The organism is Saccharospirillum impatiens DSM 12546 (genome assembly GCF_000423605.1).
GTDB classification, from domain to species: domain Bacteria; phylum Pseudomonadota; class Gammaproteobacteria; order Pseudomonadales; family Natronospirillaceae; genus Saccharospirillum; species Saccharospirillum impatiens.
Genome location: NZ_AUIH01000004.1, coordinates 17921 through 40985 on the forward strand (window position 1 = coordinate 17921; position 23065 = coordinate 40985).

23 protein-coding genes are annotated in these 23065 nt (G+C 54.4%); 11 read left to right on the forward strand and 12 right to left on the reverse strand.

Annotated elements, in window-relative coordinates; translation table 11 throughout:
- Nucleotides 1–25 precede the first annotated feature (25 nt).
- The 5 genes from serS to G565_RS22845 form a co-directional block, all read right to left on the reverse strand.
- A complete protein-coding gene (gene serS / locus G565_RS0103720) occupies nucleotides 26–1315 on the reverse strand; it encodes a serine--tRNA ligase (RefSeq protein ID WP_028669760.1) in 1290 nt (429 codons plus the stop codon).
- A 90-nt stretch (nucleotides 1316–1405) separates the two neighbouring features.
- Nucleotides 1406–1798 (reverse strand): fluoride efflux transporter CrcB, encoded by a 393-nt coding sequence (gene crcB, locus G565_RS0103725; protein ID WP_051207276.1) that lies wholly within the window; start codon nucleotides 1796–1798, stop codon nucleotides 1406–1408.
- A gap of 42 nt (nucleotides 1799–1840) precedes the next feature.
- Complete coding sequence (locus G565_RS0103730; protein ID WP_028669762.1) at nucleotides 1841–3154, reverse strand: replication-associated recombination protein A; 1314 nt, start codon at nucleotides 3152–3154, stop codon at nucleotides 1841–1843.
- Between the two features lie 5 nt (nucleotides 3155–3159).
- Nucleotides 3160–3798 (reverse strand): outer membrane lipoprotein periplasmic chaperone LolA, encoded by a 639-nt coding sequence (gene lolA, locus G565_RS22840; RefSeq protein ID WP_037337606.1) that lies wholly within the window; start codon nucleotides 3796–3798, stop codon nucleotides 3160–3162.
- A 51-nt stretch (nucleotides 3799–3849) separates the two neighbouring features.
- Nucleotides 3850–6192: a DNA translocase FtsK gene (locus G565_RS22845; RefSeq protein WP_084649206.1), complete on the reverse strand. Its 2343-nt coding sequence runs from the start codon at nucleotides 6190–6192 to the stop codon at nucleotides 3850–3852.
- Between the two features lie 248 nt (nucleotides 6193–6440).
- On the opposite strand from G565_RS22845, the gene aat reads away from it, so the two are divergent.
- From aat to infA, 3 genes are all read left to right on the forward strand, one after another.
- Nucleotides 6441–7205 (forward strand): leucyl/phenylalanyl-tRNA--protein transferase, encoded by a 765-nt coding sequence (gene aat / locus G565_RS22850; RefSeq protein WP_084649207.1) that lies wholly within the window; start codon nucleotides 6441–6443, stop codon nucleotides 7203–7205.
- Nucleotides 7205–7957, forward strand: a complete 753-nt coding sequence (locus G565_RS0103750) for an arginyltransferase (protein WP_028669763.1) — start codon at nucleotides 7205–7207, stop codon at nucleotides 7955–7957. The genes aat and G565_RS0103750 overlap by 1 nt, the downstream gene beginning before the upstream one ends.
- Nucleotides 7958–8126: 169 nt before the next feature.
- Nucleotides 8127–8345: a translation initiation factor IF-1 gene (gene infA / locus G565_RS0103755; RefSeq protein ID WP_008043370.1), complete on the forward strand. Its 219-nt coding sequence runs from the start codon at nucleotides 8127–8129 to the stop codon at nucleotides 8343–8345.
- A 161-nt stretch (nucleotides 8346–8506) separates the two neighbouring features.
- Here the strand turns inward: infA and clpA are convergent, their stop codons facing one another.
- Together clpA and clpS are read right to left on the reverse strand one after the other, a co-directional pair.
- Entirely contained in the window at nucleotides 8507–10777 is a 2271-nt protein-coding gene (clpA, locus tag G565_RS0103760; protein ID WP_028669764.1) for an ATP-dependent Clp protease ATP-binding subunit ClpA, read from the reverse strand.
- 21 nt (nucleotides 10778–10798) lie between these two features.
- Complete coding sequence (gene clpS / locus G565_RS0103765) at nucleotides 10799–11149, reverse strand: ATP-dependent Clp protease adapter ClpS (protein WP_028669765.1); 351 nt, start codon at nucleotides 11147–11149, stop codon at nucleotides 10799–10801.
- A 782-nt stretch (nucleotides 11150–11931) separates the two neighbouring features.
- Here clpS and G565_RS0103770 point away from each other — a divergent pair.
- Nucleotides 11932–12228 carry a cold shock domain-containing protein gene (locus G565_RS0103770; protein ID WP_028669766.1) on the forward strand — a complete coding sequence of 99 codons (297 nt, stop codon included), beginning with the start codon at nucleotides 11932–11934 and terminating at the stop codon, nucleotides 12226–12228.
- Nucleotides 12229–12355: 127 nt separating this feature from the next.
- Here the strand turns inward: G565_RS0103770 and icd are convergent, their stop codons facing one another.
- On the reverse strand, nucleotides 12356–13615 hold the full coding sequence (gene icd / locus G565_RS0103775; protein ID WP_028669767.1) for an NADP-dependent isocitrate dehydrogenase: 1260 nt from the start codon (nucleotides 13613–13615) through the stop codon (nucleotides 12356–12358).
- A 152-nt stretch (nucleotides 13616–13767) separates the two neighbouring features.
- Here icd and G565_RS0103780 point away from each other — a divergent pair, with 152 nt between their 5' ends.
- Nucleotides 13768–14505 carry a pseudouridine synthase gene (locus G565_RS0103780; protein WP_028669768.1) on the forward strand — a complete coding sequence of 246 codons (738 nt, stop codon included), beginning with the start codon at nucleotides 13768–13770 and terminating at the stop codon, nucleotides 14503–14505.
- Here the strand turns inward: G565_RS0103780 and fabV are convergent.
- Nucleotides 14399–15580, reverse strand: a complete 1182-nt coding sequence (gene fabV / locus G565_RS0103785; RefSeq protein WP_028669769.1) for an enoyl-ACP reductase FabV — start codon at nucleotides 15578–15580, stop codon at nucleotides 14399–14401. The two genes, G565_RS0103780 and fabV, sit on opposite strands and share 107 nt — an antisense overlap.
- Before the next feature lie 228 nt (nucleotides 15581–15808).
- Between fabV and G565_RS0103790 the strand changes: the two genes are divergently transcribed.
- The 6 genes from G565_RS0103790 to G565_RS22860 all read left to right on the forward strand — a co-directional run bounded on the left by G565_RS0103790 (nucleotide 15809) and on the right by G565_RS22860 (nucleotide 21554).
- Nucleotides 15809–16279, forward strand: a complete 471-nt coding sequence (locus G565_RS0103790) for an NUDIX domain-containing protein (RefSeq protein ID WP_028669770.1) — start codon at nucleotides 15809–15811, stop codon at nucleotides 16277–16279.
- A gap of 4 nt (nucleotides 16280–16283) precedes the next feature.
- Nucleotides 16284–17375 (forward strand): tRNA 2-thiouridine(34) synthase MnmA, encoded by a 1092-nt coding sequence (mnmA, locus tag G565_RS0103795; RefSeq protein WP_028669771.1) that lies wholly within the window; start codon nucleotides 16284–16286, stop codon nucleotides 17373–17375.
- A gap of 106 nt (nucleotides 17376–17481) precedes the next feature.
- Entirely contained in the window at nucleotides 17482–18105 is a 624-nt protein-coding gene (hflD, locus tag G565_RS22855; protein ID WP_037337612.1) for a high frequency lysogenization protein HflD, read from the forward strand.
- Nucleotides 18106–18259: 154 nt separating this feature from the next.
- Nucleotides 18260–19636 (forward strand): adenylosuccinate lyase, encoded by a 1377-nt coding sequence (purB, locus tag G565_RS0103805; RefSeq protein ID WP_028669772.1) that lies wholly within the window; start codon nucleotides 18260–18262, stop codon nucleotides 19634–19636.
- 122 nt (nucleotides 19637–19758) lie between these two features.
- Nucleotides 19759–20883, forward strand: coding sequence for a cupin domain-containing protein (locus G565_RS0103810; RefSeq protein WP_037337616.1), 1125 nt, complete (start codon nucleotides 19759–19761; stop codon nucleotides 20881–20883).
- 17 nt (nucleotides 20884–20900) lie between these two features.
- Nucleotides 20901–21554 (forward strand): lytic transglycosylase domain-containing protein, encoded by a 654-nt coding sequence (locus G565_RS22860; protein WP_211227127.1) that lies wholly within the window; start codon nucleotides 20901–20903, stop codon nucleotides 21552–21554.
- A 79-nt stretch (nucleotides 21555–21633) separates the two neighbouring features.
- Here G565_RS22860 and G565_RS0103820 read toward each other — a convergent pair whose 3' ends face one another.
- The 3 genes from G565_RS0103820 to G565_RS25765 form a co-directional block, all read right to left on the reverse strand.
- Nucleotides 21634–21867, reverse strand: coding sequence for a hypothetical protein (locus G565_RS0103820; RefSeq protein ID WP_028669774.1), 234 nt, complete (start codon nucleotides 21865–21867; stop codon nucleotides 21634–21636).
- A gap of 76 nt (nucleotides 21868–21943) precedes the next feature.
- Complete coding sequence (locus G565_RS0103825; RefSeq protein WP_028669775.1) at nucleotides 21944–22423, reverse strand: DUF6586 family protein; 480 nt, start codon at nucleotides 22421–22423, stop codon at nucleotides 21944–21946.
- Between the two features lie 3 nt (nucleotides 22424–22426).
- Entirely contained in the window at nucleotides 22427–22987 is a 561-nt protein-coding gene (locus G565_RS25765) for a YfaZ family outer membrane protein (RefSeq protein ID WP_051207277.1), read from the reverse strand.
- Between the last annotated feature and the right edge of the window lie 78 nt (nucleotides 22988–23065).

A 23065-nucleotide genomic window follows, 5' to 3' on the forward strand; every position in this document is an offset into this window, starting at 1 on the left:
TTTGACGTGGCTATGTATCAGCCGTTTAGATCAATTCCAAACCAGCCATATAGGGTTTCAGTACCTCAGGAACCCGAATGCGCCCTTCTGCCGTCTGGTAGTTTTCCAACACCGCGACCAGGGTGCGACCTACCGCCAGGCCAGACCCGTTCAGGGTATGCACCAGTTCGGTTTTGTTGGTCTCGGGGTTACGGTAGCGGGCCTGCATACGGCGGGCCTGGAAATCCGTCATGTTGGAGCACGAGGAGATTTCCCGGTAGGCCTGCTGAGCGGGCAGCCACACTTCCAGATCGTAGGTTTTAGCGGCGCCAAAGCCCAGGTCGCCGCCGCACAGCAGCACTTTCCGATATGGCAATTCCAGACGCTGCAGAATGCTTTCTGCATGGCCGACCAGAGACTCCAGGGCGTTCATCGACTCTTCGGAGCGCTCTATGTGTACCAGTTCAACCTTCTCGAACTGATGCTGACGAATCATGCCTCGAATGTCCCGACCATAGCTGCCGGCCTCTGATCGAAAGCAAGAGGTGTGTGATGCGAATTTAAGCGGCAACTCTGCATCGGTCAGGATCTCATCGCGTACCAGGTTAGTCAGTGGCACTTCAGAGGTTGGAATCAGGTAATAATCGCTGGCGTGATCGGTGTTCAATTTGAACAGATCATCTTCGAATTTCGGCAATTGGCCGGTTCCCATCAACGATTCCCGGTTGACGATAAAGGGCACCTGAGTTTCCAGGTAGCCATGCTCCTGAACGTGGGTATTCAGCATGAACTGAGCCAACGCCCGGTGCAGGCGAGCAATGCCGCCACTCATGACCGAAAACCGGCTCCCCGTTAACTTGGCCGCCCGTTCGAAATCCAGACCACCGGAAACAGCGCCCAGGTCAACGTGATCCTTAACCTCAAAATCAAAGGTCGCCGGCGTACCCCAGCGAGCCACTTCCTGGTTGTCTTCTTCGCTTTTGCCTTCAGGCACAGACGCATCCGGCACATTGGGAATACCCAGTAGCAGACCGTCCAGTTGCGCCTGAATCTCTTTCAATTCCGACTCTTTGGCACCCAGTTGCTCGGCTATGGTGTCGAGTACCTTCTGTACCTGAGCCTTGGCTTCGTCGACTGACATGCCCTGCCCGACCAGCTGACCGATCTGCTTTGACGCCTTTTTGCGCTCCGCCTGGAGCTGTTCGGTATCGACCTGTACGGACTTGCGACTCGACTCCAGGGACTCGAAAGCCGACACGTCGAGTTGGTAGTGCTTTACCCGAAGTTGATCAGCAAGCGTGGAAATGTCCTGTCTCAGCCGTTTTATGTCCAGCATGGGCGTTTCTGTCCTGTTAGAGTCGATTAAAGTAGTGTGAAATTTCGCCACAGGGTGTTACGGCTTTAAGCCCTCCTGCCTGGCGGGCCGTTAGAATACCAGTTTACCTACACCAAAGCCCAGCGCTGCTGCGGCAAGGCAGGTGAGTACACTGCCCAGGGTATATCCCAGAGCCATCCCGTAGTGCTGTTGCTGCAACAGCACCAGATTTTCCAGCGCAAAACTGGAGAAGGTCGTAAAAGCGCCCAGAAAACCGACAATGAGCAGTCGATGCCACAATGTGTCGGATCCGGAGAACCGCAGCATAAGGACCACGAAGATGAGCCCCATGGCAAAGCTACCAACGGCATTGACGACAAAGGTCCCGAGCGGGAAATGACTACCGTGTAGCCGATTAAAAGCGTTCACTAACCAGAACCGTCCCATGGCACCCAGACTCCCGCCCAGCGCAATGGCAAGCCAGTGGATCAAAGGGTACGACATGAGCTCACTCTCTCTGCTGATGTAACCGGATTGTAAGACGCTTTATGGCTGATGGCGCTCATCGAGTTCACGCAAAAAAGCCAGTTTGTCAGCGATTTTTTTCTCCAAGCCCCGATCGACAGGCTGATAAAAACGATGCCCCGCCAGCGGTTCGGGCAGGTAGTGCTCTCCCGCCGCATACCCATGGGGCTCGTCGTGGGCATACCGGTATTCATGACCGTACCCCAGTTCTTTCATCAGGGCGGTTGGCGCGTTGCGCAAATGGACTGGCACTTCCAGACTCTGATCAGACTGGACTCGCGCCATGACTTCATTAAACGCTTTGTAGACTGCATTGCTCTTGGGAGCGCAAGCCAGGTAAACCACGGCTTGAGCCAGACTCAACTCCCCTTCCGGGCTGCCCAGCCGTTCCTGAACCTGCCAGGCGTCCATCGCCAGTGTCAGAGCGCGGGGGTCTGCATTGCCAATGTCTTCACTGGCCATACGCACCAGTCGACGGGCAATGTACAGTGGGTCACAGCCTCCGTCGAGCATACGGCACAACCAATAGAGAGCGCCGTCTGGCGATGAGCCGCGAACACTCTTGTGCATGGCCGATATCTGGTCGTAAAACGCGTCGCCGCCCTTATCAAATCGCCGGGTCTGACCCTGGGTTAGCTGTGATAAGCGTTCCAGAGTGAGCCCTTCAGGGTCATCTGCATACAGATCTGCTGACAATTCGAGCAGATTGTAGAAACGGCGGGCATCGCCATCGGCCAGTGCGAACAGGCGCTGCTGCACATCGGTTTCAATCATCAGCCGGGAGACGGATGCGTCTTGTTGTCTGGCCTGGTCGAGTAAGGCGGCCATGTCACTGATCGAGACGGGTTTCAGTGGGTAGACGCGAGCGCGTGAGAGCAAGGCGGCATTAAGTTCAAAACTGGGGTTCTCGGTCGTTGCCCCCACAAATATAAAGGTGCCGTCTTCAACATAGGGCAGAAACGCGTCCTGCTGTGCCTTGTTAAAACGATGCACTTCATCAACAAACAGCAGTGTACGCCGACCTTCTGCTTTTGCCTGTAGCGCGCGCTCTGCTGCAGCTTTTATGTCTTTTACACCGGACTGAACCGCCGACAGAGCCTCAAAGCGTGATGCCGTAGAGTGCGCCAGCAGCCTTGCCAGCGTCGTTTTACCAACACCGGGAGGCCCCCAGAAGATCATCGAATGCAGCTGGTCGTGCTCGATGGCAAGACGCAAGGGTTGAGCCGGGCCCAAAATATGAGGCTGGCCAATGTAGCCGGCCAGCGTGGTAGGCCTCATCCGTTCGGCAAGGGGGGCAAAGGGATTGGTGTCGGTTGAACTGAACAGGTCGGCCATAGACGTTACATCTGTTCGAAGACGTCAGTGCCCTCGGGCGGGGTAAATTCAAAATCGGCCGGGTCAAAGGTCAGGTTCGTTTCAACGTTGCTGAAGGTAATGCGGGTGTCTTGCCCCAGATTGTCACGAAGCCGAAGCTCGCTGATGCGTCCGTCTTCAAACAGCAGAGTCATGTCTTCGAACACGGCGTCTTCACTGGTGGGATACAAGCGATAGGCTGTCAGGCTATCGTTGGCAGCTTCTGTGACGTCGTACGAGGTTCTGAGCGTGGACTCGGGCTGACTTAGAATCATCGCCGGGGATTCCTGCAATTGACTGGTCACGGGCTGATAAGTCGCTTGCAACAAATCCGGATCATGAACCCAGAGGGTCTCGCCATCGGAAATGACCGACTGTTCATAGGGCGCAGAGACCTCCCAGACAAATTTCAGAGGACGGGCAATCTTCATGATGCCCTCTGCCTGGTCGCCTCGCAGCTCTCCATCGGCATAGGTTTCCTGACGAAACGTAGCCTGCAGGGTTTCAGTCGACTCCAACAGGTCGATCAATCGCTGGCGGGCAGCTTCATCGGCATTAACTTGGGGTGCAAGGGCCACCCAGCTTAGCAGTAACGCCACACCGGACCGGGCAAAAACGTTTAACATGAATCGCTCTCCTGAGCTTCTGGCTAGTTAGGGCAGTTAGGAATGCGCCACTTACCCCGCCGGGGGTGGTGGCGCCAACACTTCGCGGCTGCCATTGTGGCCAGCCGAACTGACAATGCCGGCGGCCTCCATCGTATCAACCAGCCGCGCCGCCCGGTTGTAGCCAATGCGCAATTTACGCTGTACTGAAGAAATTGACGCTTTGCGGCTTTGGGTTACAAAGGCGACAGCCTCGTCAAACAGCGGGTCACTTTCGGAAGTATCATCGCCATCATCCAGTGATGGAACACCGGGCAAGTCAGCGTCGCCGCCGGCCAGAATTTCTTCAATGTAATCGGGCTGGCCGCGCTTCTTCCATTCTGCTACCACCCGGTGAACTTCGTCGTCGTCAACAAAGGCACCATGCACCCGAACGGGTAAGCCGGTACCCGGAGGCAAATAGAGCATATCGCCGTGACCGAGCAACTGCTCTGCGCCACCCTGGTCCAAAATGGTTCGAGAGTCGATCTTGGATGAAACCTGGAACGCTATGCGGGTTGGTATGTTGGCCTTGATCAGGCCGGTAATAACATCCACAGAGGGCCGTTGCGTAGCCAGGATCAGGTGAATGCCTGCCGCCCTGGCTTTCTGCGCCAGCCGCGCAATCAGTTCTTCCACTTTTTTACCGACGATCATCATCATGTCGGCAAATTCATCAACGACAACTACGATAAACGGCAGGGGTTCCAGTTCAGGTCTCGGCGCGTGCGGATCCAGAGTATCAAAGGGCTCATAGAGCGGATCCAGCAAAGGCTCTCCCTCGCGCCGAGCGTCTTCAACCTTTTTATTGAACCCGGCGATGTTTCGCACCCCAACCTTCGACATCAGTTTGTAGCGACGTTCCATCTCCGCCACACACCAGCGCAGGCCATTGGCCGCGTCTTTCATATCGGTAATCACTGGTGTCAGCAGATGTGGAATGCCCTCGTAGACTGACAGCTCAAGCATTTTGGGGTCGACAAGAATCAACCGGACTTCTTCCGGTGTGGCCTTGAACAGCAGGCTACACAGCATTGAGTTCACGCCAACCGACTTACCGGAACCGGTAGTACCGGCGACCAGCAAATGCGGCATCTTGCCCAGATCAGCAACCACCGGAGCTCCGCCGATATCGTGACCCAGAGCCAGCGTCAGGGCTGATTTGGCTTTGTCATAGGCACTGGACTGAAGCACGTCACTGAGCCGGACAATATCCCGCTGTTCGTTTGGAATCTCGATACCCACCGTGGTCTTGCCCGGGATGATTTCCACAACCCGGACACTGACCAGCGCCATCGACCGGGCCAGGTCCTTCGCCAGGTTCGATATTTTCGATACTTTGATACCCGCCGCTGGCTGAATTTCAAAGCGGGTAATGACCGGCCCTGGAGCCACCTCGGTCACCTCGGCATCGACATTAAAGTCTTTGAGCTTGATTTCGAGCATGCGCGACATGGCCTCGAGGGCTTCCTGGCTATACCCATTGTTGGTGTCGTGCTCTCCGGATGTCAGCAAACTCAGGGCTGGTAGTGGCGTGTTCGAGTCTCCACCGGTGAATAGAGGTTGCTGCTTCTCTTTTTGGACCCGCTCGCTGGGCTCGGGCGCTTTGGGCTGCAATGGCTTGATCTGGGGCGGTTTGCGCTTCGACTGTTTCTCGATCTGAATATCCAGATTGGCTTTGCGCGTTTCGACAACCTGTCTGACCTGGGCTTTCTCAGCCTGGCGTCGACGTCTCGATTGCATCCGTTCGCGCAGTGAGGTGATGCCCGATAACAATAGCAGCCCAATTCGCTCCATCAATCGCAACCAGGAGACGTTCATGGCCAGGGTCAGAGAAATGAACCAGAGCACGACGAGTAACAGGGTGGTGCCGGTCATGCCCAGAATTGGGAAAATCCAATCGGACAAGCCTATACCTAGCCAGCCGCCTGCGCTTGCTTCTGTATTAGAGGCGATGTGAACGGTGGCGAGAGTGCAGCTAACAGTAACAAAGAGGGCCCACCCAAGGGTCCGGATAACAATTAGCAATGGATTCCACGCTAACCCTGCTCTTCTATCCCGAAAAGTAGACCATGCTCGATACAAAAATATTGCTGGCAACCCATACGCAAGGCCGCCAACAAGCGTAAAAAGGAGTGACGACAATTTTGCGCCTGCAGAACCAGCTAGGTTACGAATACCGTCACCTGAACCAGAAAAATTAAAACCAGGGTCAGAAGGGTGATGAGTCGCCAAAGCAATTAAAAAATAGACGCCCACAGCCAATGAGAGCAGCAAGCTGCCTTCGTGCAACAAGCGCTGCTTTACATCCAGAACTCTGTGGTCGTCACGCGCTCTGGACAGTTCCTTGCGTGGCGAAGCGTTCTTTTGCGTCAAATCGAAGTTACCTGTTTGTTGTGTCTGTCATACCGTTGTGTCAGTCATTTGGGGCTTTACCATCCCTGCCCCGCCGAGCTATTAGTAGGGTCGCATTCTAGCCGAAGTGACCCGGCCACAGTAAGTGCTCCCCGGTCAGCCGCAAAAAGCGGCGTACCTTCGAATCTGTCCAAGCGTGGCAGTCCGGGTCAAAGATCACTAAGATACCACAGTATGAAGCCCAACTTATTGATACACCGAGCATTTTTATGCCACAACTAAGCTGGCTGGACGCTGAACAGGACGTTTGCTTTCCACCCACCGATCAGGGCCTGGTCAATCCACCGGGGCTATTGGCAGCGGGAGGCTCCCTGACGCCTGACTGGCTTTTGACCGCCTATGAGCGGGGTATTTTCCCCTGGTACAGTGAAGGGGAGCCCATCTTGTGGTGGTCCCCGGAGCCGCGCATGGTGCTGATACCGGGCGACATGCATGTGTCGCGCAGCCTGCGCAAGGCATTCCGTCATGAACCGGTCCGGATAACCCTTAATACAGCGTTTGCCGAAGTCATTGCGGCCTGCCAGGCGCCCAGGGCAAAACAGCCCGGTACCTGGATCAGCTCAGAGATGCGCGAAGCCTATACTGAGCTGCATCAACTTGGGTGGGCTCATTCTATCGAAGTGTGGCGTAAAAACGTCTTGGTTGGCGGTCTGTACGGCATCGGCATCGAAGGCGTGTTTTATGGTGAAAGCATGTTCTCGCGCCACACCAATGGCTCGAAGTTCGCCCTGCTGGCCCTGCAGGAAGCAGCACTGATGCAATCACTCAGGCTTATTGACTGCCAGGTCTATAATGACCACCTGGCCAGCCTGGGCGCCCGGGAGGTAGAACGCCCCTGGTTCGAACAACAATTGCCCAGACAGCGCCGCAAGCTGTCGCTCCCCGAGGCGTCAGCACTGAACCAGGCACTGGTCAGGCGACTCCAGACCAGTGTCCCCAAAACCAATACGACCACGATTCCGGGAACCCGCTGATGAAACCTGAATCAGAGCAACAGGAAGACAGCATCAAACTTTACCGGACCGGCGAGCACAACTGCAGCTATCTGGACGGGCAGCAGGCGCGTACCCTGTTTCTGGACCCGGACCTGCGCTTTTCCCTGCCCCTGTATGAACAAATGATGCATCTTGGCTTTCGCCGCAGCGGTCATCATTTGTACCGGCCCGATTGCGAAGCCTGCGGTGCCTGCATGCCATCGCGCGTACGCGTCACCCAGTTTCACTGGCGGCGGCGCTTCCGGCGCATACTGAATCGGAACCAGGACCTGAGCGTGCGTCGCCTGCCCTGCCAGTATACCGCCGAACATTATCGTCTGTATGAAGCCTACATCAGTCACCGCCATTACCAGGGTGATATGTATCCGCCCTCTGAAGAGAGTTATCGCGAATTTCTGGTCAGCCGGCCCGACCTGGCCTTTATTCTGGAGTTCAGACAAGAAGACCGGGTGGTCGCCGTTGCCTTTACCGATCGCATGGAAACCGGGCTGTCGGCGACGTACACCTTTTTCGACCCGGACCAAAGCCAGCGCGGGCTGGGGGTGTTCAGCATCCTGACTCAGATTCAGCTCTGCGCGACCCTGGGCTTGCCATTTCTGTACCTTGGTTATTGGGTTCCCGGCTCAGCGCAAATGACCTATAAAGCGGATTATCGTCCACTGGAGGTGCTGATCAACCGACACTGGCGACTGCTGGATGATCAACTGATTGAGGCGGTTGGCATCGAGTGACATTCAATGCGCCGGTTCGCTGATTTCAGAGCCAAATACCTGAATTTGCCCAGTTTTTTGATAATTGCCGGAAATTCAGGCAGAATGCCCGCCGGATCTCATACTTACACGAGGTTGACGGATTGCAGTCAGCCTCAGCTGTCTTAATCAAAGGTGTGTACAAGCATATATGGCAAAAGAAGACGTTATTGAAATGGAAGGCGAGATTCTCGATACCCTTCCAAACACCATGTTCCGGGTTAAACTCGAAAATGGCCATGTCATTACCGCTCATATCTCAGGGAAAATGCGCAAAAACTACATTCGCATCCTGACGGGCGATAAGGTTAAGGTCGAGCTAACGCCTTATGACCTGACCAAGGGCCGCATCGTTTATCGTGCCCGCTAACGCGTCCATGTCGGGCCTGTGACCTGAGAACGAACCAGGCCCCGTTGAAAAAGAACACCCGAGTGGTGTTTTTTTTTGCCTGCGCATCCCCGGGTGACGGCGACATACAGCAAAAAGGCACCCGAAGGTGCCTTTTTCAGTCGCCGAGATCACACTGATTGTCAGGCGGTCTCCGCTTCCTCCTCCACTTCCAGCGTCAGTTCATCGTTGCGGATATGAACGTACACGGTACCGCCACGTGACAGCGAACCAAAGAGGATCATATCGGCCAGCGGCCGCTTCACCTTCTCCTGGATCAGCCGACTCATTGGTCGAGCGCCCATGTGCTCATCGTAGCCCTTTTCAGCCAACCAGGCACGGACGTCATCGTCTACTTCCATCATAACCCGTTTGTCGTCCAGCTGAGCCTGCAGCTCGGTCAGGAACTTGTCGACAATACTGGTCACCACGGCAATAGGCAGCGCCTTGAACTGGACAATGGCATCGAGGCGGTTACGGAACTCCGGCGTAAACTGCTTGCGGATCATTTCCATGCCATCGGTGCTGTTGTCCTGCTCCAGGAAGCCCATCGACCGGCGATTAATTTCCTGAGCGCCGGCATTACTGGTCATGATCAGGATAACGTTGCGGAAATCTGCTTTACGCCCGTTATTGTCAGTCAGGGTACCGTGGTCCATTACCTGCAACAGCAAGTTAAAGACATCAGGATGCGCCTTTTCGATCTCGTCGAGCAGCAATACGCAATGTGGGTGCTTGGCAACCCCATCAGTCAGCAGACCACCCTGATCGAACCCGACATAGCCCGGAGGGGCCCCGATCAGGCGTGACGCAGTGTGGCGCTCCATGTACTCCGACATATCGAAGCGCAGCAATTCGATTCCCAGCGAATCAGCCAGCTGTTTTGATACTTCCGTCTTACCGACGCCGGTAGGCCCGGCAAAGAGGAAAGAACCGATCGGCTTATCGACCGATTTCAGGCCGGCGCGGGCCAGCTTGATGGCCGATGCCAGTTGCTCGATCGCCTGCTCCTGACCAAACACCGTCATCTTCAGGTTGCGCTCCAGATGCTCAAGCACTTCCTTGTCATTCCGGCTAACACTTTTCTCCGGAATACGGGCGATGGAGGCGATAACTTTCTCTACGTCACTGACGTTGATCGACTTTTTACGTTTGCTGGCGGGCAACAGCCGTTGTGCAGCGCCTGCTTCATCAATCACGTCAATGGCTTTGTCGGGCAGGTGACGATCGGTAATGTACCTCGCCGACAGCTCTGCAGCCGCTTTCAGTGCCTTATCTGTGTATTTGAGGTGATGATGCTCCTCAAACCGCGACTTAAGCCCTTTCAGAATACGGTAGGTCTCATCGACTGAGGGCTCATTAACGTCGATTTTCTGGAATCTGCGAGTCAGAGCACTGTCTTTCTCGAAAATTCCGCGAAATTCCTGAAACGTTGTTGACCCCATGCACCGCAATTCACCGGAGCTCAGCATTGGCTTGAGTAAATTCGAGGCATCCATGACACCGCCAGAAGCCGCTCCAGCCCCGATGATGGTGTGGATCTCATCGATAAACAGAATCGACTTCTCTTTTTTCTTCAACTCAGCCAGAAGCGTTTTCAGCCGCTTCTCGAAATCGCCCCGGTACTTGGTGCCGGCAAGTAAAGCGCCCAAATCCAGGGAAAACACCTGAGCGCCTTCCATAATTTCAGGAACGTCGTTATCGATGATGCGCTTGGCCAAACCTTCGGCAATGGCGGTTTTGCCCACACCGGTTTCACCCACCAACAAAGGGTTGTTCTTACGCCGACGCGACAGGATCTGAATGACCCGCTCAACTTCATGTTCGCGACCAACCAGCGGGTCTATCTGGCCCTTGCGAGCAAGTTCATTCAGATTAGAGGCAAAACTCTCCAGTGCACTGCCCTGAACGCCTTCACCGCCACCCTCTTCCTGCTGATCTGCGTTGAACTCTTCGTTTGGCTGGGCATTCTCGCTTTGTACCTTGGAAATGCCATGAGCAATGAAGTTAACCACGTCGATTCGCGAGATACTTTGTTGCTTAAGGAAAAACACCGCCTGGCTTTCCTGTTCGGAAAAGATGGCCACCAACACGTTGGCGCCGGTGACTTCTTTCTTGCCAGACGACTGAACGTGGAAAACTGCACGCTGCAGCACTCGCTGGAACCCCAGCGTAGGCTGCGTCTCCCGGTCCTCGTCATCGGATGGAATCAGTGGCGTCGTGGAGTCAATGAATTCCGTCAGGTCGCGGCGCAACTGCGGAATATCGGCAGCGCAGGCAGTCAGCACCTCGGCTGCGGCGTGATTGTCCAGCAACGCCAGCAACAGGTGTTCAACGGTCATGAACTCATGCCGCTTACCTCGCGCATCTTTGAACGCATTATTCAGCGTCAATTCGAGATCTTTACTTAGCATGGTATAAAACCCTCTTGCTGATCACTGGTCATCTGCCTTTTCTACCTCACACACCAGGGGATGTTCATTGTCCCTGGAATACTGGTTTACCATGGTTGCCTTGGTTTCTGCGATATCTCTAGTATAGACGCCGCACACGCCTTTGCCTTGTGTGTGTACTGCTAACATGACTTGTGTCGCCTTTTCCCGAGAAAGGTAAAAGAAGTTTTCAAGTATATGAACCACGAACTCCATGGGCGTGTAATCATCGTTTAACAAGATCACCCGATACAGCGGAGGTTGCTTGAGTTCCGGATCCTGGGTCCGGGTCGCAACGCCATAGTCGTCTCCCTGCTCGGGTTCATCAGGCCCAAGTCTCGGCGCTACAGTCACCCCTGAATCCGCGCTATCAGCGTCAAATGATGTCGCTTGGTCGTCGTACAATGTTGGTTTTCCAGAAGTAATAATGGTCATAGGTCGATGTTCAAACTCATTTAGTTATACGGTGGGGCTGACTCGGTGGTTTTCCAATGACTCAACGACAGGTTGTTTATCTGCAGCGCTCAATCGGGAACCCGTCCGGTCTCCAGCGAAAGGCATCGTACAGTGATCAAGCACCCAAACCCGACCTTAACGAGCGCTTTTCAGTAACATCAGGTGAACACAACGTGCGCTGCATCATAACTCAGTGAGTTGGTGCTTGACTTAAACGGTTCAACAACCAAACATAAGCCTACCGTAAGATCTGTATGAATACTGTACAGGTTGCCTCGGTAGGCGATGAGGCTTCGGTAGATGATGTATCAGTAGGTGTTGACTACAACCGGTCACAGTATGCAGACAAGGTTAGTGAAAAAAAACGGGCATGCCAATGTGCAGTAGGCATATAGATCCGGTAAGGCAATTAACGTCTGACTGCGATCGGGTTGGGAAAGAACGTTACGGTATCAGGATTGCATAGGGTCGCTAAGCAATGCAATAACTGACCGTGGCGATTCAAACCAACAGGTTCTTCTCGAGACTCAGGGAAGAAATGGGCGGAACTGAACAACACCCAGCCAACAATTGGCTGTCCATCACTGCAGAGGTTGCATTGTGTAGAGGGTCGGCCCGGCCATGTATATGGCTCTGGTCGATTTCAAGTTGTAATTTAACGTGGTCGTAAGGAGTCCGTTATGCCCGTAGGGAAAGTTAAGTGGTTCAACAATGCAAAAGGTTTCGGGTTTGTCGTTTGTGATGAACATGAAGAAGACCTGTTTGCCCATTTCTCCTCCATTCAGATGGAAGGCTACAAAACACTCAAGGCCGGACAACCGGTAGAATTTGATACCGTAAAGGCCGATCGAGGCATTCATGCTGTCAATATCCGGGCGTTACCGGAACCAGGTACGCAAGCAGCCGCCTCCCCTACCCAATCTACAGACACTACCCAGCCTGCCAAGGAGCGAGCGACCAGCGATTATTCCGAATAACCTGATTCGGCTGGCCTTTTAGCGCCAGATTTATGGATGGGTATAAAAAAGCCTGGCAGTTGCCAGGCTTTTTGGGGTCTGAGAGGGCCAATTTGATGACCACTCAGCTAGAGCTAGCTTCAGGGTGTCACTTATCCATCTGCTTGATGATTTCCTGACCGAACTCAGAGGCCTTGACCAGGGTAGCACCGTCCATCAGACGCTCGAAGTCATAGGTAACACGCTTGGAAGCAATCGCATCGGCCATGCCTTTGAGCACCAGGTCTGCCGCTTCGATCCAGCCCATGTGGCGCAACATCATTTCGCCAGACAGAATCAATGAGCCCGGGTTTACCTTGTCCTGACCCGCGTACTTCGGTGCTGTGCCGTGTGTTGCTTCAAATACGGCCACGTCATCAGACAGGTTGGCACCCGGTGCAATACCGATACCGCCCACTTCAGCCGCCAGGGCATCTGACAGGTAGTCACCGTTCAGGTTCAGTGTCGCGATCACGTCATAATCGCCCGGGCGCAACAGGATCTGCTGCAACATGGCGTCAGCAATCACGTCTTTGACCACAACGTTCTTACCGGTATTGGGGTTCTTGAATTGCATCCAGGGACCGCCGTCCAGCAATTCAGCACCGAACTCCTCTTTGGCCAGCTCATAACCCCAGTCTTTGAAGGCACCTTCGGTGAACTTCATGATGTTGCCTTTGTGAACCAAAGTCAGGCTGTCACGGTCGTTATCGACCGTGTATTGCAGGGCCTGGCGAACCAGCCGCTTGGTGCCTGCTTCTGATACCGGTTTAACACCAATGCCGCACATTTCAGGGAAACGGATTTTGGTAACACCCATTTCTTCACGCAGGAATTTGATGACTTTCTCGGCTTCAGGGCTGCCTGCTTTCCATTCAACGCCCGCATAGATGTCTTCGGAGTTTTCACGAAAGATCACCATATCGACGTCGCCAGGGGCCTTAACCGGGCTTGGCACACCTGTGAACCACTGTACAGGGCGCTGACAGACGAACAGGTCCAGCTCCTGACGGATAGCAACGTTCAGAGAGCGTATGCCGCCGCCTACAGGGGTGGTCAGTGGGCCTTTGATGCCCACTTTGAATTCCCGAAAGGCATCCAGCGTTTCTGTAGGCAACCAGGTGTCAGCATCATAAATGGTGGTGGCTTTTTCGCCTGCGTATACTTCCATCCAGCTGATTTTGCGTTCGTTGCCGTAGGCCTTGGAGACCGCAGCATTGATTACCGCCATCATCGGTGGCGTTACGTCCACGCCAATGCCATCGCCTTCGATGAACGGGATAATAGGGTTGTTGGGTACAGTCAGGGTACCTTTGGCGTCGACCGTAATTTTCTCTCCGGCCGGCACTTCAATTTTCTGATATCCCATGGTTCACTCCATCTGTGTATTATGGTTTCAACGGCGGCGGAGTATAACGGAATCGCTTGTCTACTTACAGCACCAACGAATGTGACTTTGGTACCATGCGCTGCACGCCGGGTTGCAATTACAACACTTCTGAAAGGCCCTGATACCGAGCGATGACCACACTGATCATGTTCAACAAACCGTTTCAGGTTTTGTGTCAGTTCACCGACGAACGCACCAGCCAGCCGCGCCGTACTCTGGCCGATTTTATTCCGATACCCGGGGTATACGCGGCGGGTCGGCTGGATTTTGATTCGGAAGGCTTGCTGTTGCTCAGTGACGACGGCGCCCTCATCCATCAACTGGCCCACCCAGCCAATAAGGTTGAAAAAACTTACTTGGTTCAGGTTGAAGGCATTCCGTCGGAAGCCGATCTTGCCCGGCTACGCCAGGGAGTCCGACTTAAAGATGGCATGACTCAGCCTGCACAGGCATCACTGATCGAAGAGCCCGAGGCCTTATGGCAAAGAATTCCTCCCATTCGTGAGCGTAAGGAGATTCCCACCCAATGGCTTAAACTGGCTATTACCGAAGGGCGTAACCGCCAGGTAAGGCGTATGACTGCTCACATTGGCTTCCCGACATTGCGATTGATTCGCTGGCAAATAGGCGACCTGTCGTTGGGAGACCTGGAAACTGGGCAATACCGTCACATAGAGGCTAAAACCGTCTTAGATAACGGTATAAAATCCGTGACTAAAAAGGGGCGCCCTGAAAGCGCCCCTTTAAAGAGCAAACGCCGGGCTAAACGACCGGGTCTACATCCTGGTCATAATCCACCTGGTCGTAACCGAAGCCGAACAGGCGGAAAAACTCCTTCTGGTACCCGTCAAAGTCAGATAACTCGGTAAGGTTCTCCGTCGTCACCTGGTGCCAAAGCGCTTCAACCTCGCTCTGTACTTCGTCGGTTAGCTCTTTCATATCCACACGCACACGCCCCTGGTCATCCAGGGTAAGGCGATCATTACCCGAATAGAGTTCTCCGGTCAGGAGGGTGTTAATTTGCTCGATACAGCCTTCATGGGTGCCCTGCTCTTTCATCACCCGGTACAGCAGTGAGATATACAACGGCATCACCGGAATGGCTGAACTCGACTGGGTTACCAGGGCTTTCAGTACCGACACGCGGGCACTGCCGCCTACACTGGCATCCAGCGTCTGATTAATAGCTGCTGCTGCACGGTCCAGGTCTTCTTTGGCACGACCAATGGTCGCTTCGCCGTAGATCGGAAAGGTCAGCTCTCGGCCAATGTATGTGTAGGCCGTGGTTTTGGCGCCTTCGGCCAACACGTCGGCCTCAGCCAGTGCCTTGATCCACAGCTCCCAGTCCTGCCCACCCATCACCTTAATGGTATTAGCAATCTCCTCGTCGTTAGCGGGCTCCAATGTAACGCTGGAAACTTCTCGGGTATCGGTATTCAAACTTTTGCGAGTCACGGCTTCACCAATGGGTTTCAGTGTAGACATGTACACGTCACCGGTATCCGGATCCTTGCGGCGCGGCGAAGCCAGGCTATAGACAACCAGATCGACCTTACCCATGGACGCCTTGATTTCCTCGATCACGTCCTGCTTGCATTCGTGACTGAACGCATCGGCATTAAAGGTTTTAGCGTACAATCCGGCATCGGCTGCGGCTTTCTCATACGCCCGGGTGTTGTACCAACCTGCAGACGCAGTCCGACGCTCGGTGGGTTCTTTTTCAAACATCACCCCCAGGGTGTTGGCGTTGAAGCCAAAGCCAGAGACAATGCGTGACGCCAGACCGTAGCCGGTCGAAGAACCGATCACCAAAACGTTCTTGGGGCCCTGTGCTGCGGGCGGATGGGCTTTTACATAATCGATCTGCTCTTGAACATGCAGGGCACAGCCCGTGGGGTGTGCTGTGGTACAAATAAAACCACGTACCTTGGGTTTGATGATCATGCCGGGTTCCTTAATCTTGGTTCGCGTATGAGTAGCAAACGTCATCATGACGCGCTTGTTACTGTTCATTCTACTGCCAGTATGCCGCTAAACGCTCTGGTTTGAATGCAAAAGACTTGTGACGGATACGAACAGTGTCCAGACATCAAATCGTACCCTGCTCTCGCCGGTTGTTACACCGCGAGATTAACGGGTCATTGTCACCAAATTATTGTGCCGGGAGACACTATGGCCGCTGCACCTGAAATGCCGCACCTTACGACTGCAGTCATTGTAGAAGAAAATCGTTCAATCCTAATGGTCAATGAAACAGATAACGGTATAAATGGATGGAATCAGCCTGCGGGGCATGTCGAACCCGGTGAATCATTGCTGGAGGCCGCCCTTCGCGAAACACTGGAGGAAACGCAGTACCGGGTCCGCCTGACCGGTCTGGTTGGCATCTATCAGTCAATACACCCCAAAACCAGTATTCACTATCTTCGTGTTTGCTTTACCGCCGATCAGCCTGAGTGGGTTGAAAACAGCCCTCGTGACACCGATATTCTGGCCGTAGACTGGTTACCCGTCGATCAATTGCTTGCCGGGCAATATCCGCTTCGCAGCGCCCTTGTCAGCCAGGCACTGGTCGATTACCAGGCAGGACAACACTATCCACTGTCCCTTATTCACCCCATGATTGCCCCCGGGAGCTTATGAACCCATGACGTCAGTTGCTTCAACCAAAGTCATCGTCGGCATGTCCGGTGGTGTCGACTCTTCTGTTACAGCAGCTTTGCTGCTGGAGGCCGGTTACCAGGTCGAAGGCCTGTTCATGAAGAACTGGGATGAAGATGACGGCACCGAATACTGTACCGCCAAGGAAGACCTTGCCGATGCCCAGGCCGTCAGTGACCGCCTGGGTATCCATTTGCACAAGGCTAACTTTGCCGCCGAATACTGGGACCATGTGTTTGAACACTTTCTGGAAGAATACCAGGCCGGGCGCACCCCCAATCCGGACATACTGTGCAACCGGGAGATCAAGTTCAAAGCCTTTCTGGACTATGCACTGACTCTGGGGGCCGACAAAATCGCCACGGGACACTATACCCGTACCCGCTCGACCGAGCAGGGAACTCAATTGTTGCGCGGGCTGGATAGCAATAAAGATCAATCGTACTTCCTGCACGCCGTTGGCCACAAAGAGTTCGCCAAGACCCTGTTCCCGGTCGGCGAACTTGAAAAGCCGGAGGTTAGGCGCATCGCCGAAAAATACCAACTGGCCACGGCCCGCAAGAAGGACAGCACGGGGATTTGCTTTATCGGTGAACGTCGGTTCAGCGATTTTCTCAAACAATACCTGCCTGCTCGACCAGGCACGATTGAAGCCGACACCGGTGAGGTGATCGGTGAACATCAGGGGTTGATGTACTACACCATAGGCCAGCGTCAGGGGCTCGGCATTGGTGGTACACGAAACCACCCTGAAGCGCCCTGGTTTGTCGCTGCCAAGGACCTGGAGCGTAATGTGCTCACCGTGGTACAAGGCACCAACAACCCGGCGCTGTACACCCAGGCATTGGCGCTGTCGTCAGTCTACTGGGTTGCTGGTGAAGCCCCTGAGCTTCCCGCCTCGTTAATGTGCAAGCACCGTTATCGCCAGCCGGACCAGGCCTGTCAGATCACGGCGACAGAGGCCGGCTACCAGGTACAGTTTGAACAACCTCAGCGGGCCATTACCCCGGGCCAGTCCGCCGTCTTTTATAACGGTGATATCTGCCTTGGTGGGGGCGTCATTGAACGCACCTGGTAGCACACACCCGACCGTTAAGGCCATCGGTTTTCCTCACCTCCCGGCTTTATATAGAACATTAACAATGCTAGTTAACTCATTGAATTAAAAGGCATTAAGGAAGTTAATGAATCACTTTAACAATCAGGTTCTGGCATTAGCCGGGGTCTTTCAGTCTGCGTTGATGGTCGAGCAACTGGCCCGCCAGGGTAGCCTTGAACGCCCCCGCCTCGAACAGTGCATCCGAACCATTCTCAACCTGAATCCAAATTCAGTCGAAGAGATTTATGGTGGTGCCAGCGGCGTTCAGAGCGGGCTTGTGGGACTGAAAGAAGTCCTGGCCAAGCGCGGCAAAGGCATGTCGCCGGATGTATTGCGCTACGCCATGGGCTTGTTGCACGCCCAGAGAAAGCTGATGGCGCGCGACGATCTGATGGAGACGCTCAGCCAACATCTGACGCGCGCCGTAGAGCAGTGCCGCTACTTCGATGATCCGCTGCATGAATCGGTCATTGCAGCCGTCGCGAATAGCTATCAGCAAAGCGTCAGCAAACTTGATTTTCGCATACGCGTCATGGGGAATCCCTCCTATCTGCAGAACCCCAACATCGCTGAACAGGTCCGTACCGTATTGTTATTTGGCATTCGCAGTGCGCATCTCTGGCACCAACAGGGCGGGCGACGCTGGCACATAGTGGTCAAACGTTCAAAACTGCACGATACGGCAGAACACCTGTTGAAAGGCCTGTAACCCGCCAGTGCCGGGCCCTGGTAAGCCAGGTGACCGCTGTACGCTCTCCAAGCCAGGCAATCCGGGGCAAAGGACTGCATCAGCATTGGCCTGACTGGCGTCAGACCGGTATAATCGCCCGCCTTCACGAACGTACCGACGGGAACCAGGCACCATGGAATTAAACGCGCTCACCGCGATCTCCCCTATCGATGGCCGATATGGCACTAAAACCGAAGCGTTTCGCACTGTTTTCAGCGAATACGGCCTGATCAAAGCCCGGGTCACCGTTGAAGTGCGTTGGCTGCAACAACTGGCCAGCCATTCAGACATACCCGAACTGGCACCTTTTTCAGCTCAGGCCAATGCCTTCCTGGATGCCATCATCGAGCAGTTTTCACTGCAGGATGCCGAGGCTATCAAAGCCATCGAGCGCACAACCAATCACGACGTAAAAGCCATCGAGTACTTTCTGAAGACCCGGCTGAGCGAACTCGAAGAGCTCAGCCAAGTCACGGAGTTTGTGCATTTCGCCTGCACCTCCGAAGACATCAACAACCTGTCCCATGCGTTGATGTTGAAAACGGGGGTTAGCACAGTCCTGCTGCCCCACATGCGAACCATTCGGGATGAGATTGCAGCACTGGCCAAAACCCACGCTGACCAGCCCATGCTCAGTCGAACCCACGGTCAGACTGCATCGCCGACCACCCTGGGCAAAGAAATGGCCAATGTGGCGCACCGCCTGAGCCGTCAAATCCGTCAGGTTGAGTCAGTGGAGTATCTGGGCAAGATGAATGGCGCAGTAGGCAACTACAACGCCCATATGTCTGCTTACCCCGCCATTGACTGGGCCGCCAACGCCGAGACGTTCATCCACGCTTTGGGGCTTACGCCCAACCCGTACACGACGCAAATCGAACCCCATGATTACATGGCTGAACTGTTCGATGCCGTCGCACGGTACAACACCATCCTGATCGATTTTGACCGGGATATCTGGGGTTACATATCGCTCGGGTATTTCAAACAACGCACCATCGCTGGTGAAGTGGGCAGTTCGACCATGCCGCACAAGGTCAATCCGATCGACTTCGAAAATTCCGAAGGTAATCTCGGCCTGGCCAATGCCATCCTGGCGCACCTGGCCGCCAAGTTGCCTATCTCCCGCTGGCAGCGCGACCTGACGGATTCCACCGTCTTGCGCTCTATGGGTGTTGGTCTAGCGCATAGCCTGATTGCCTATCAGGCCACCCAGAAAGGCATTAGCAAGCTGGAAGCCAATCCGGAGCGTCTTAACCAGGACCTGAATCAGGCGTGGGAGGTCATGGCCGAAGCCATTCAAACGGTGATGCGCCGCTACGGGATTGAAGAACCCTATGAGAAACTGAAGGCGTTTACCCGTGGCAAAGCCATCACCGAGCCCATGATGCAGGACTTTGTTAATCAGCTCGACTTGCCGGATGATGCCAAGAAAGGGTTGTTGTCCCTAACCCCAGCCACTTACCTCGGCAACGCCCCTGCACAAGCCCGCGCGATCGATTCATACTGATGAACGAAGGTCAGGCCGCTCGGTTCCCGGGTGCCTGACCTTCCCCTCCTTGTACAATCTCCGCTTTACTGCAAAACTGAGCAGTTATCGCTGCTCTATATAACCCGACTCAGGTGACCCTCATGGATATGCTCGGCGGCCTCAGTGGCCAGGAATTTCTGAGCCAGTACTGGCAAAAGACTCCCTACCTCGTCCGCCAGGCGTTCCCGGACGGTCTGTATAAGATCAGCGGTGATGAATTGGCAGGCCTTGCAACCGAGCCAGATGTGGAATCACGCCTGGTAACAGCGAACGACTGGACATTGCGTCATGGCCCCTTTTTTGAAGAAGATTTCACCCGCCTGCCTGAAAAGGACTGGACACTGCTGGTTCAGGCGGTGGATCACTGGGTCCCTGACATAGCCGCTCTTTTTGATGCGTTTGACTTTATTCCTGCCTGGCGTATGGACGACATCATGATCTCCTACGCTGTTCCGGGAGGTGGCGTCGGGCCACACTTCGATCATTACGATGTGTTTCTGATTCAGGTTGACGGTGAACGCGAATGGCGAATAGGCCAGTCCTGTACCGACGCCGACGACCGTCGTGACGACACTGATCTGAGCATTCTGGCTCATTTTGACGAGCAAGAGCGCTGGGTACTAAAGCCCGGAGATATGCTGTATGTCCCCCCAGGAATAGCCCACTGGGGCTCAGCGCTCAGCAAAGACTGCATCACCTATTCGATCGGTTTCCGAGCTCCCAGTCAGGCCGAAACACTGGTCGAATTTGCGCAGTTTGCAGCAGACAGTTGCACGGATTTTGATCGTTATCAGGACGCTGATCTCAAAGCCCGCACAGACAGTCATCTGATTACAGACGCCGACATCGACCGCATTCAACAAATGTTGCAAACACTCACAGAAGACCGCGACGCCATGGCCAGATGGTTTGGCCGCTATATGACTCAACCCAAGTACGGCGACGCCCCGCTTGAGGAACCCACGTTGAGCAACGCCGATATTGCCCGGCAATTACAAAGGCAACCTCTGATTCGCAATAGCGCCGTGCGGCTGGCTTACCAGCCAGGTATCCTCTTTGTAGATGGTGAAGCGATCGACAGCGGCCTTCCGGCGGATGGTTTGCGTTGGATATGCGAGCAAAAACAGATCAGCGCATCGGACCTTGGTAATCAGGACGATGTTGCTCGTCTTAAGGTTTTGACAACACTGGTCGGTCACGACGCTTTTTACTTCGACAACGAATAACGCGGGAGCAGTAACCCTTGCGTACAAACATCACGAGTACCCGGGTAAGACCGGGCGTCCCCCTTTCAATGGCTTATTCGGGCATCAGGCAACTGGCCGTCATTGTCTGTTTTCTCGCAGCGTGGCCGGCAACCAGTAATGCCGCCAATCTCTATATCTACCTGACCCCGACAGGCGAACGCGTGGTCACCAATCGCCCCGTCTCTCTTCCAGGTTACGTGCTTGAACACAGTGGTCTGAATGCACGCAATGCGGGCCAGCGCCTAAGAGACCCGCAGGGTCTGCGCGGTCGCGCTGAAATCGAACAACATATCGATACAGCCGCAAGCCAATACCAGCTGGATGCAAACCTTATTCGTGCCGTAATACGCCAGGAATCAAACTTTCAGGTCAATGCACGATCGCATAAGGGCGCGATGGGGCTCATGCAACTGATGCCCGCGACCGCGGCACAGTATCGGGTTAGAAACATCACGGATCCGAGAGAAAATATCCATGCTGGCAGTGCGCACCTGAAGTATTTGTTACAGCGTTATCGCGATCTGGATCTGGCTCTGGCTGCCTATAACGCAGGAGAAACCGCGGTAGCTCGATATCAGGGCATTCCACCTTACCCTGAAACCCAAGCCTACGTTGAATCGGTTAAACGCTGGTACAGAGGGTATCAATAGTCCAGACAAGGTGGACGAGGTTGTGGGGTAAACAATGGGCTTTGGCTGATACGGAAGTGTTTTATGCGCGCTGGCAGATTCAGTGAACCATCACCTCGTCATCGTCCAGCTCATCAATATCATCACCCGATTCAATTTCTGTCGCAACTTGCACGCCCGCTGAAATCATGGCCCGGGCAACGTCCAGACGCTGCTCTTTCAAGCGCTCCTTGGCTTCATCCGAAAACCGGATAACCAGTAGCGGATCGTCGTTGGAATCGGCGCGGCGCAGTGCCACTTCGCCATTCGCCAGTTCAATTATTTCCCAATACATAAAACCCTTAGTGTCGTCACTGTGCACATCCCCCGGTCATTGCCACTGTGGCTCGGGTATCACTACTGCCAATTCGTCAACTGTGGTCGCTTTGTGCTCTCACGTCGTCAACCCATTGTTGCAGCTCATTCAGGAACCTGGGGTAATGATTTGTTGGTTCTTGGTTATCGTCAGAGACCAGTGTTATACGGTTTGGGTCGGCTTTTTTGACGCCTTCCGGTACCAAACCCGACGACCAATGGGTCTGCGCCCGTTGAAGCTGCTGCATCCAGTGACCGGGCTGCCCCAGGCCGGCTTGCACCGCCTTGAACTCCCAGGCATCGGGCCGGTCGCCCTGCCAAATACTCAACAACTCATTCAGGGGTTTTTCCGGTGCCAATGTCAGCCCGTAAGGTTCAGCCGCTTCACAAAGGGCTGCCATCCAGGCCCGATAGACCAACACCTCAAAAGATGATTCACACGCCTGGCGTTCAGCAGTCAAACTGCTCTGCTCTGCCAAGGCCAGCATCAGCCTGGCCTGGTACAACAAAGCATTCGTCAAACCGCGTCGATTCATGGCTCAGTAATTCATCCTGAAACCGACATTAAAGGTATTATCGATTCGGCTGGGGCCTCCTGTCGTATCACGATAATACCCGGCAATGTCGTGCCAGCCGACAAAGACTCGCGCCTGTGGCAATACCTTATAGGTCACACGGGCGATCACCTCCTGAAAGGCAACTACATCCCCAAAACTGAGAATGTCGGGCGCGTAATACAACTGAGCTTCTGTGCCCAGGCCGTTCATGAAATCTGGCTGCCAACGCAGAAAGCCACCCACACCCAGGGCAAACCCAGGCTCGCCGGCATCAAACAGGAACCCCTTGAACCCAATCCCGCCAATCAGCTCGCGGTTTGCCATGGTTGCATCAACGGCATTGAAACCGGCGCTAAAGGCATAGGCCTGATTGTCTTCACTGTAGGCCAGACCTGTCGTGATGTGCGCACCCGACCCGACCCGAACAGCCTCATGCTCCAATCTGACCGACGTATTGGACAAGGCGATGTCCAGCGAACCACCGGCTTGAGCGCCCAGTGGAACTAATACGGCACAGACTGCGAGCCAGGTCTTGAAGGTCATGTTAGTACTCCAGAATTGGGAAAGTGGTGGCATTGTACTGAATTCTGACCGTGCAGGCATCAGGCAACGGCCCACACG

Excerpts from the sequence above, each read along its gene's own strand:
- serS (WP_028669760.1), bottom strand. The coding sequence starts at position 1,315 with ATGCTGGACATAAAACGGCTGAGACAGGACATTTCCACGCTTGCTGAT.
- crcB (WP_051207276.1), bottom strand. The coding sequence starts at position 1,798 with ATGTCGTACCCTTTGATCCACTGGCTTGCCATTGCGCTGGGCGGGAGT.
- G565_RS0103730 (WP_028669762.1), bottom strand. The coding sequence starts at position 3,154 with ATGGCCGACCTGTTCAGTTCAACCGACACCAATCCCTTTGCCCCCCTT.
- lolA (WP_037337606.1), bottom strand. The coding sequence starts at position 3,798 with ATGTTAAACGTTTTTGCCCGGTCCGGTGTGGCGTTACTGCTAAGCTGG.
- aat (WP_084649207.1), top strand. The coding sequence starts at position 6,441 with ATGCCACAACTAAGCTGGCTGGACGCTGAACAGGACGTTTGCTTTCCA.
- G565_RS0103750 (WP_028669763.1), top strand. The coding sequence starts at position 7,205 with ATGAAACCTGAATCAGAGCAACAGGAAGACAGCATCAAACTTTACCGG.
- infA (WP_008043370.1), top strand. The coding sequence starts at position 8,127 with ATGGCAAAAGAAGACGTTATTGAAATGGAAGGCGAGATTCTCGATACC.
- clpA (WP_028669764.1), bottom strand. The coding sequence starts at position 10,777 with ATGCTAAGTAAAGATCTCGAATTGACGCTGAATAATGCGTTCAAAGAT.
- G565_RS0103770 (WP_028669766.1), top strand. The coding sequence starts at position 11,932 with ATGCCCGTAGGGAAAGTTAAGTGGTTCAACAATGCAAAAGGTTTCGGG.
- icd (WP_028669767.1), bottom strand. The coding sequence starts at position 13,615 with ATGGGATATCAGAAAATTGAAGTGCCGGCCGGAGAGAAAATTACGGTC.
- G565_RS0103780 (WP_028669768.1), top strand. The coding sequence starts at position 13,768 with ATGACCACACTGATCATGTTCAACAAACCGTTTCAGGTTTTGTGTCAG.
- fabV (WP_028669769.1), bottom strand. The coding sequence starts at position 15,580 with ATGATCATCAAACCCAAGGTACGTGGTTTTATTTGTACCACAGCACAC.
- G565_RS0103790 (WP_028669770.1), top strand. The coding sequence starts at position 15,809 with ATGGCCGCTGCACCTGAAATGCCGCACCTTACGACTGCAGTCATTGTA.
- mnmA (WP_028669771.1), top strand. The coding sequence starts at position 16,284 with ATGACGTCAGTTGCTTCAACCAAAGTCATCGTCGGCATGTCCGGTGGT.
- hflD (WP_037337612.1), top strand. The coding sequence starts at position 17,482 with ATGAATCACTTTAACAATCAGGTTCTGGCATTAGCCGGGGTCTTTCAG.
- purB (WP_028669772.1), top strand. The coding sequence starts at position 18,260 with ATGGAATTAAACGCGCTCACCGCGATCTCCCCTATCGATGGCCGATAT.
- G565_RS0103810 (WP_037337616.1), top strand. The coding sequence starts at position 19,759 with ATGGATATGCTCGGCGGCCTCAGTGGCCAGGAATTTCTGAGCCAGTAC.
- G565_RS0103820 (WP_028669774.1), bottom strand. The coding sequence starts at position 21,867 with ATGTATTGGGAAATAATTGAACTGGCGAATGGCGAAGTGGCACTGCGC.
- G565_RS0103825 (WP_028669775.1), bottom strand. The coding sequence starts at position 22,423 with ATGAATCGACGCGGTTTGACGAATGCTTTGTTGTACCAGGCCAGGCTG.
- G565_RS25765 (WP_051207277.1), bottom strand. The coding sequence starts at position 22,987 with ATGACCTTCAAGACCTGGCTCGCAGTCTGTGCCGTATTAGTTCCACTG.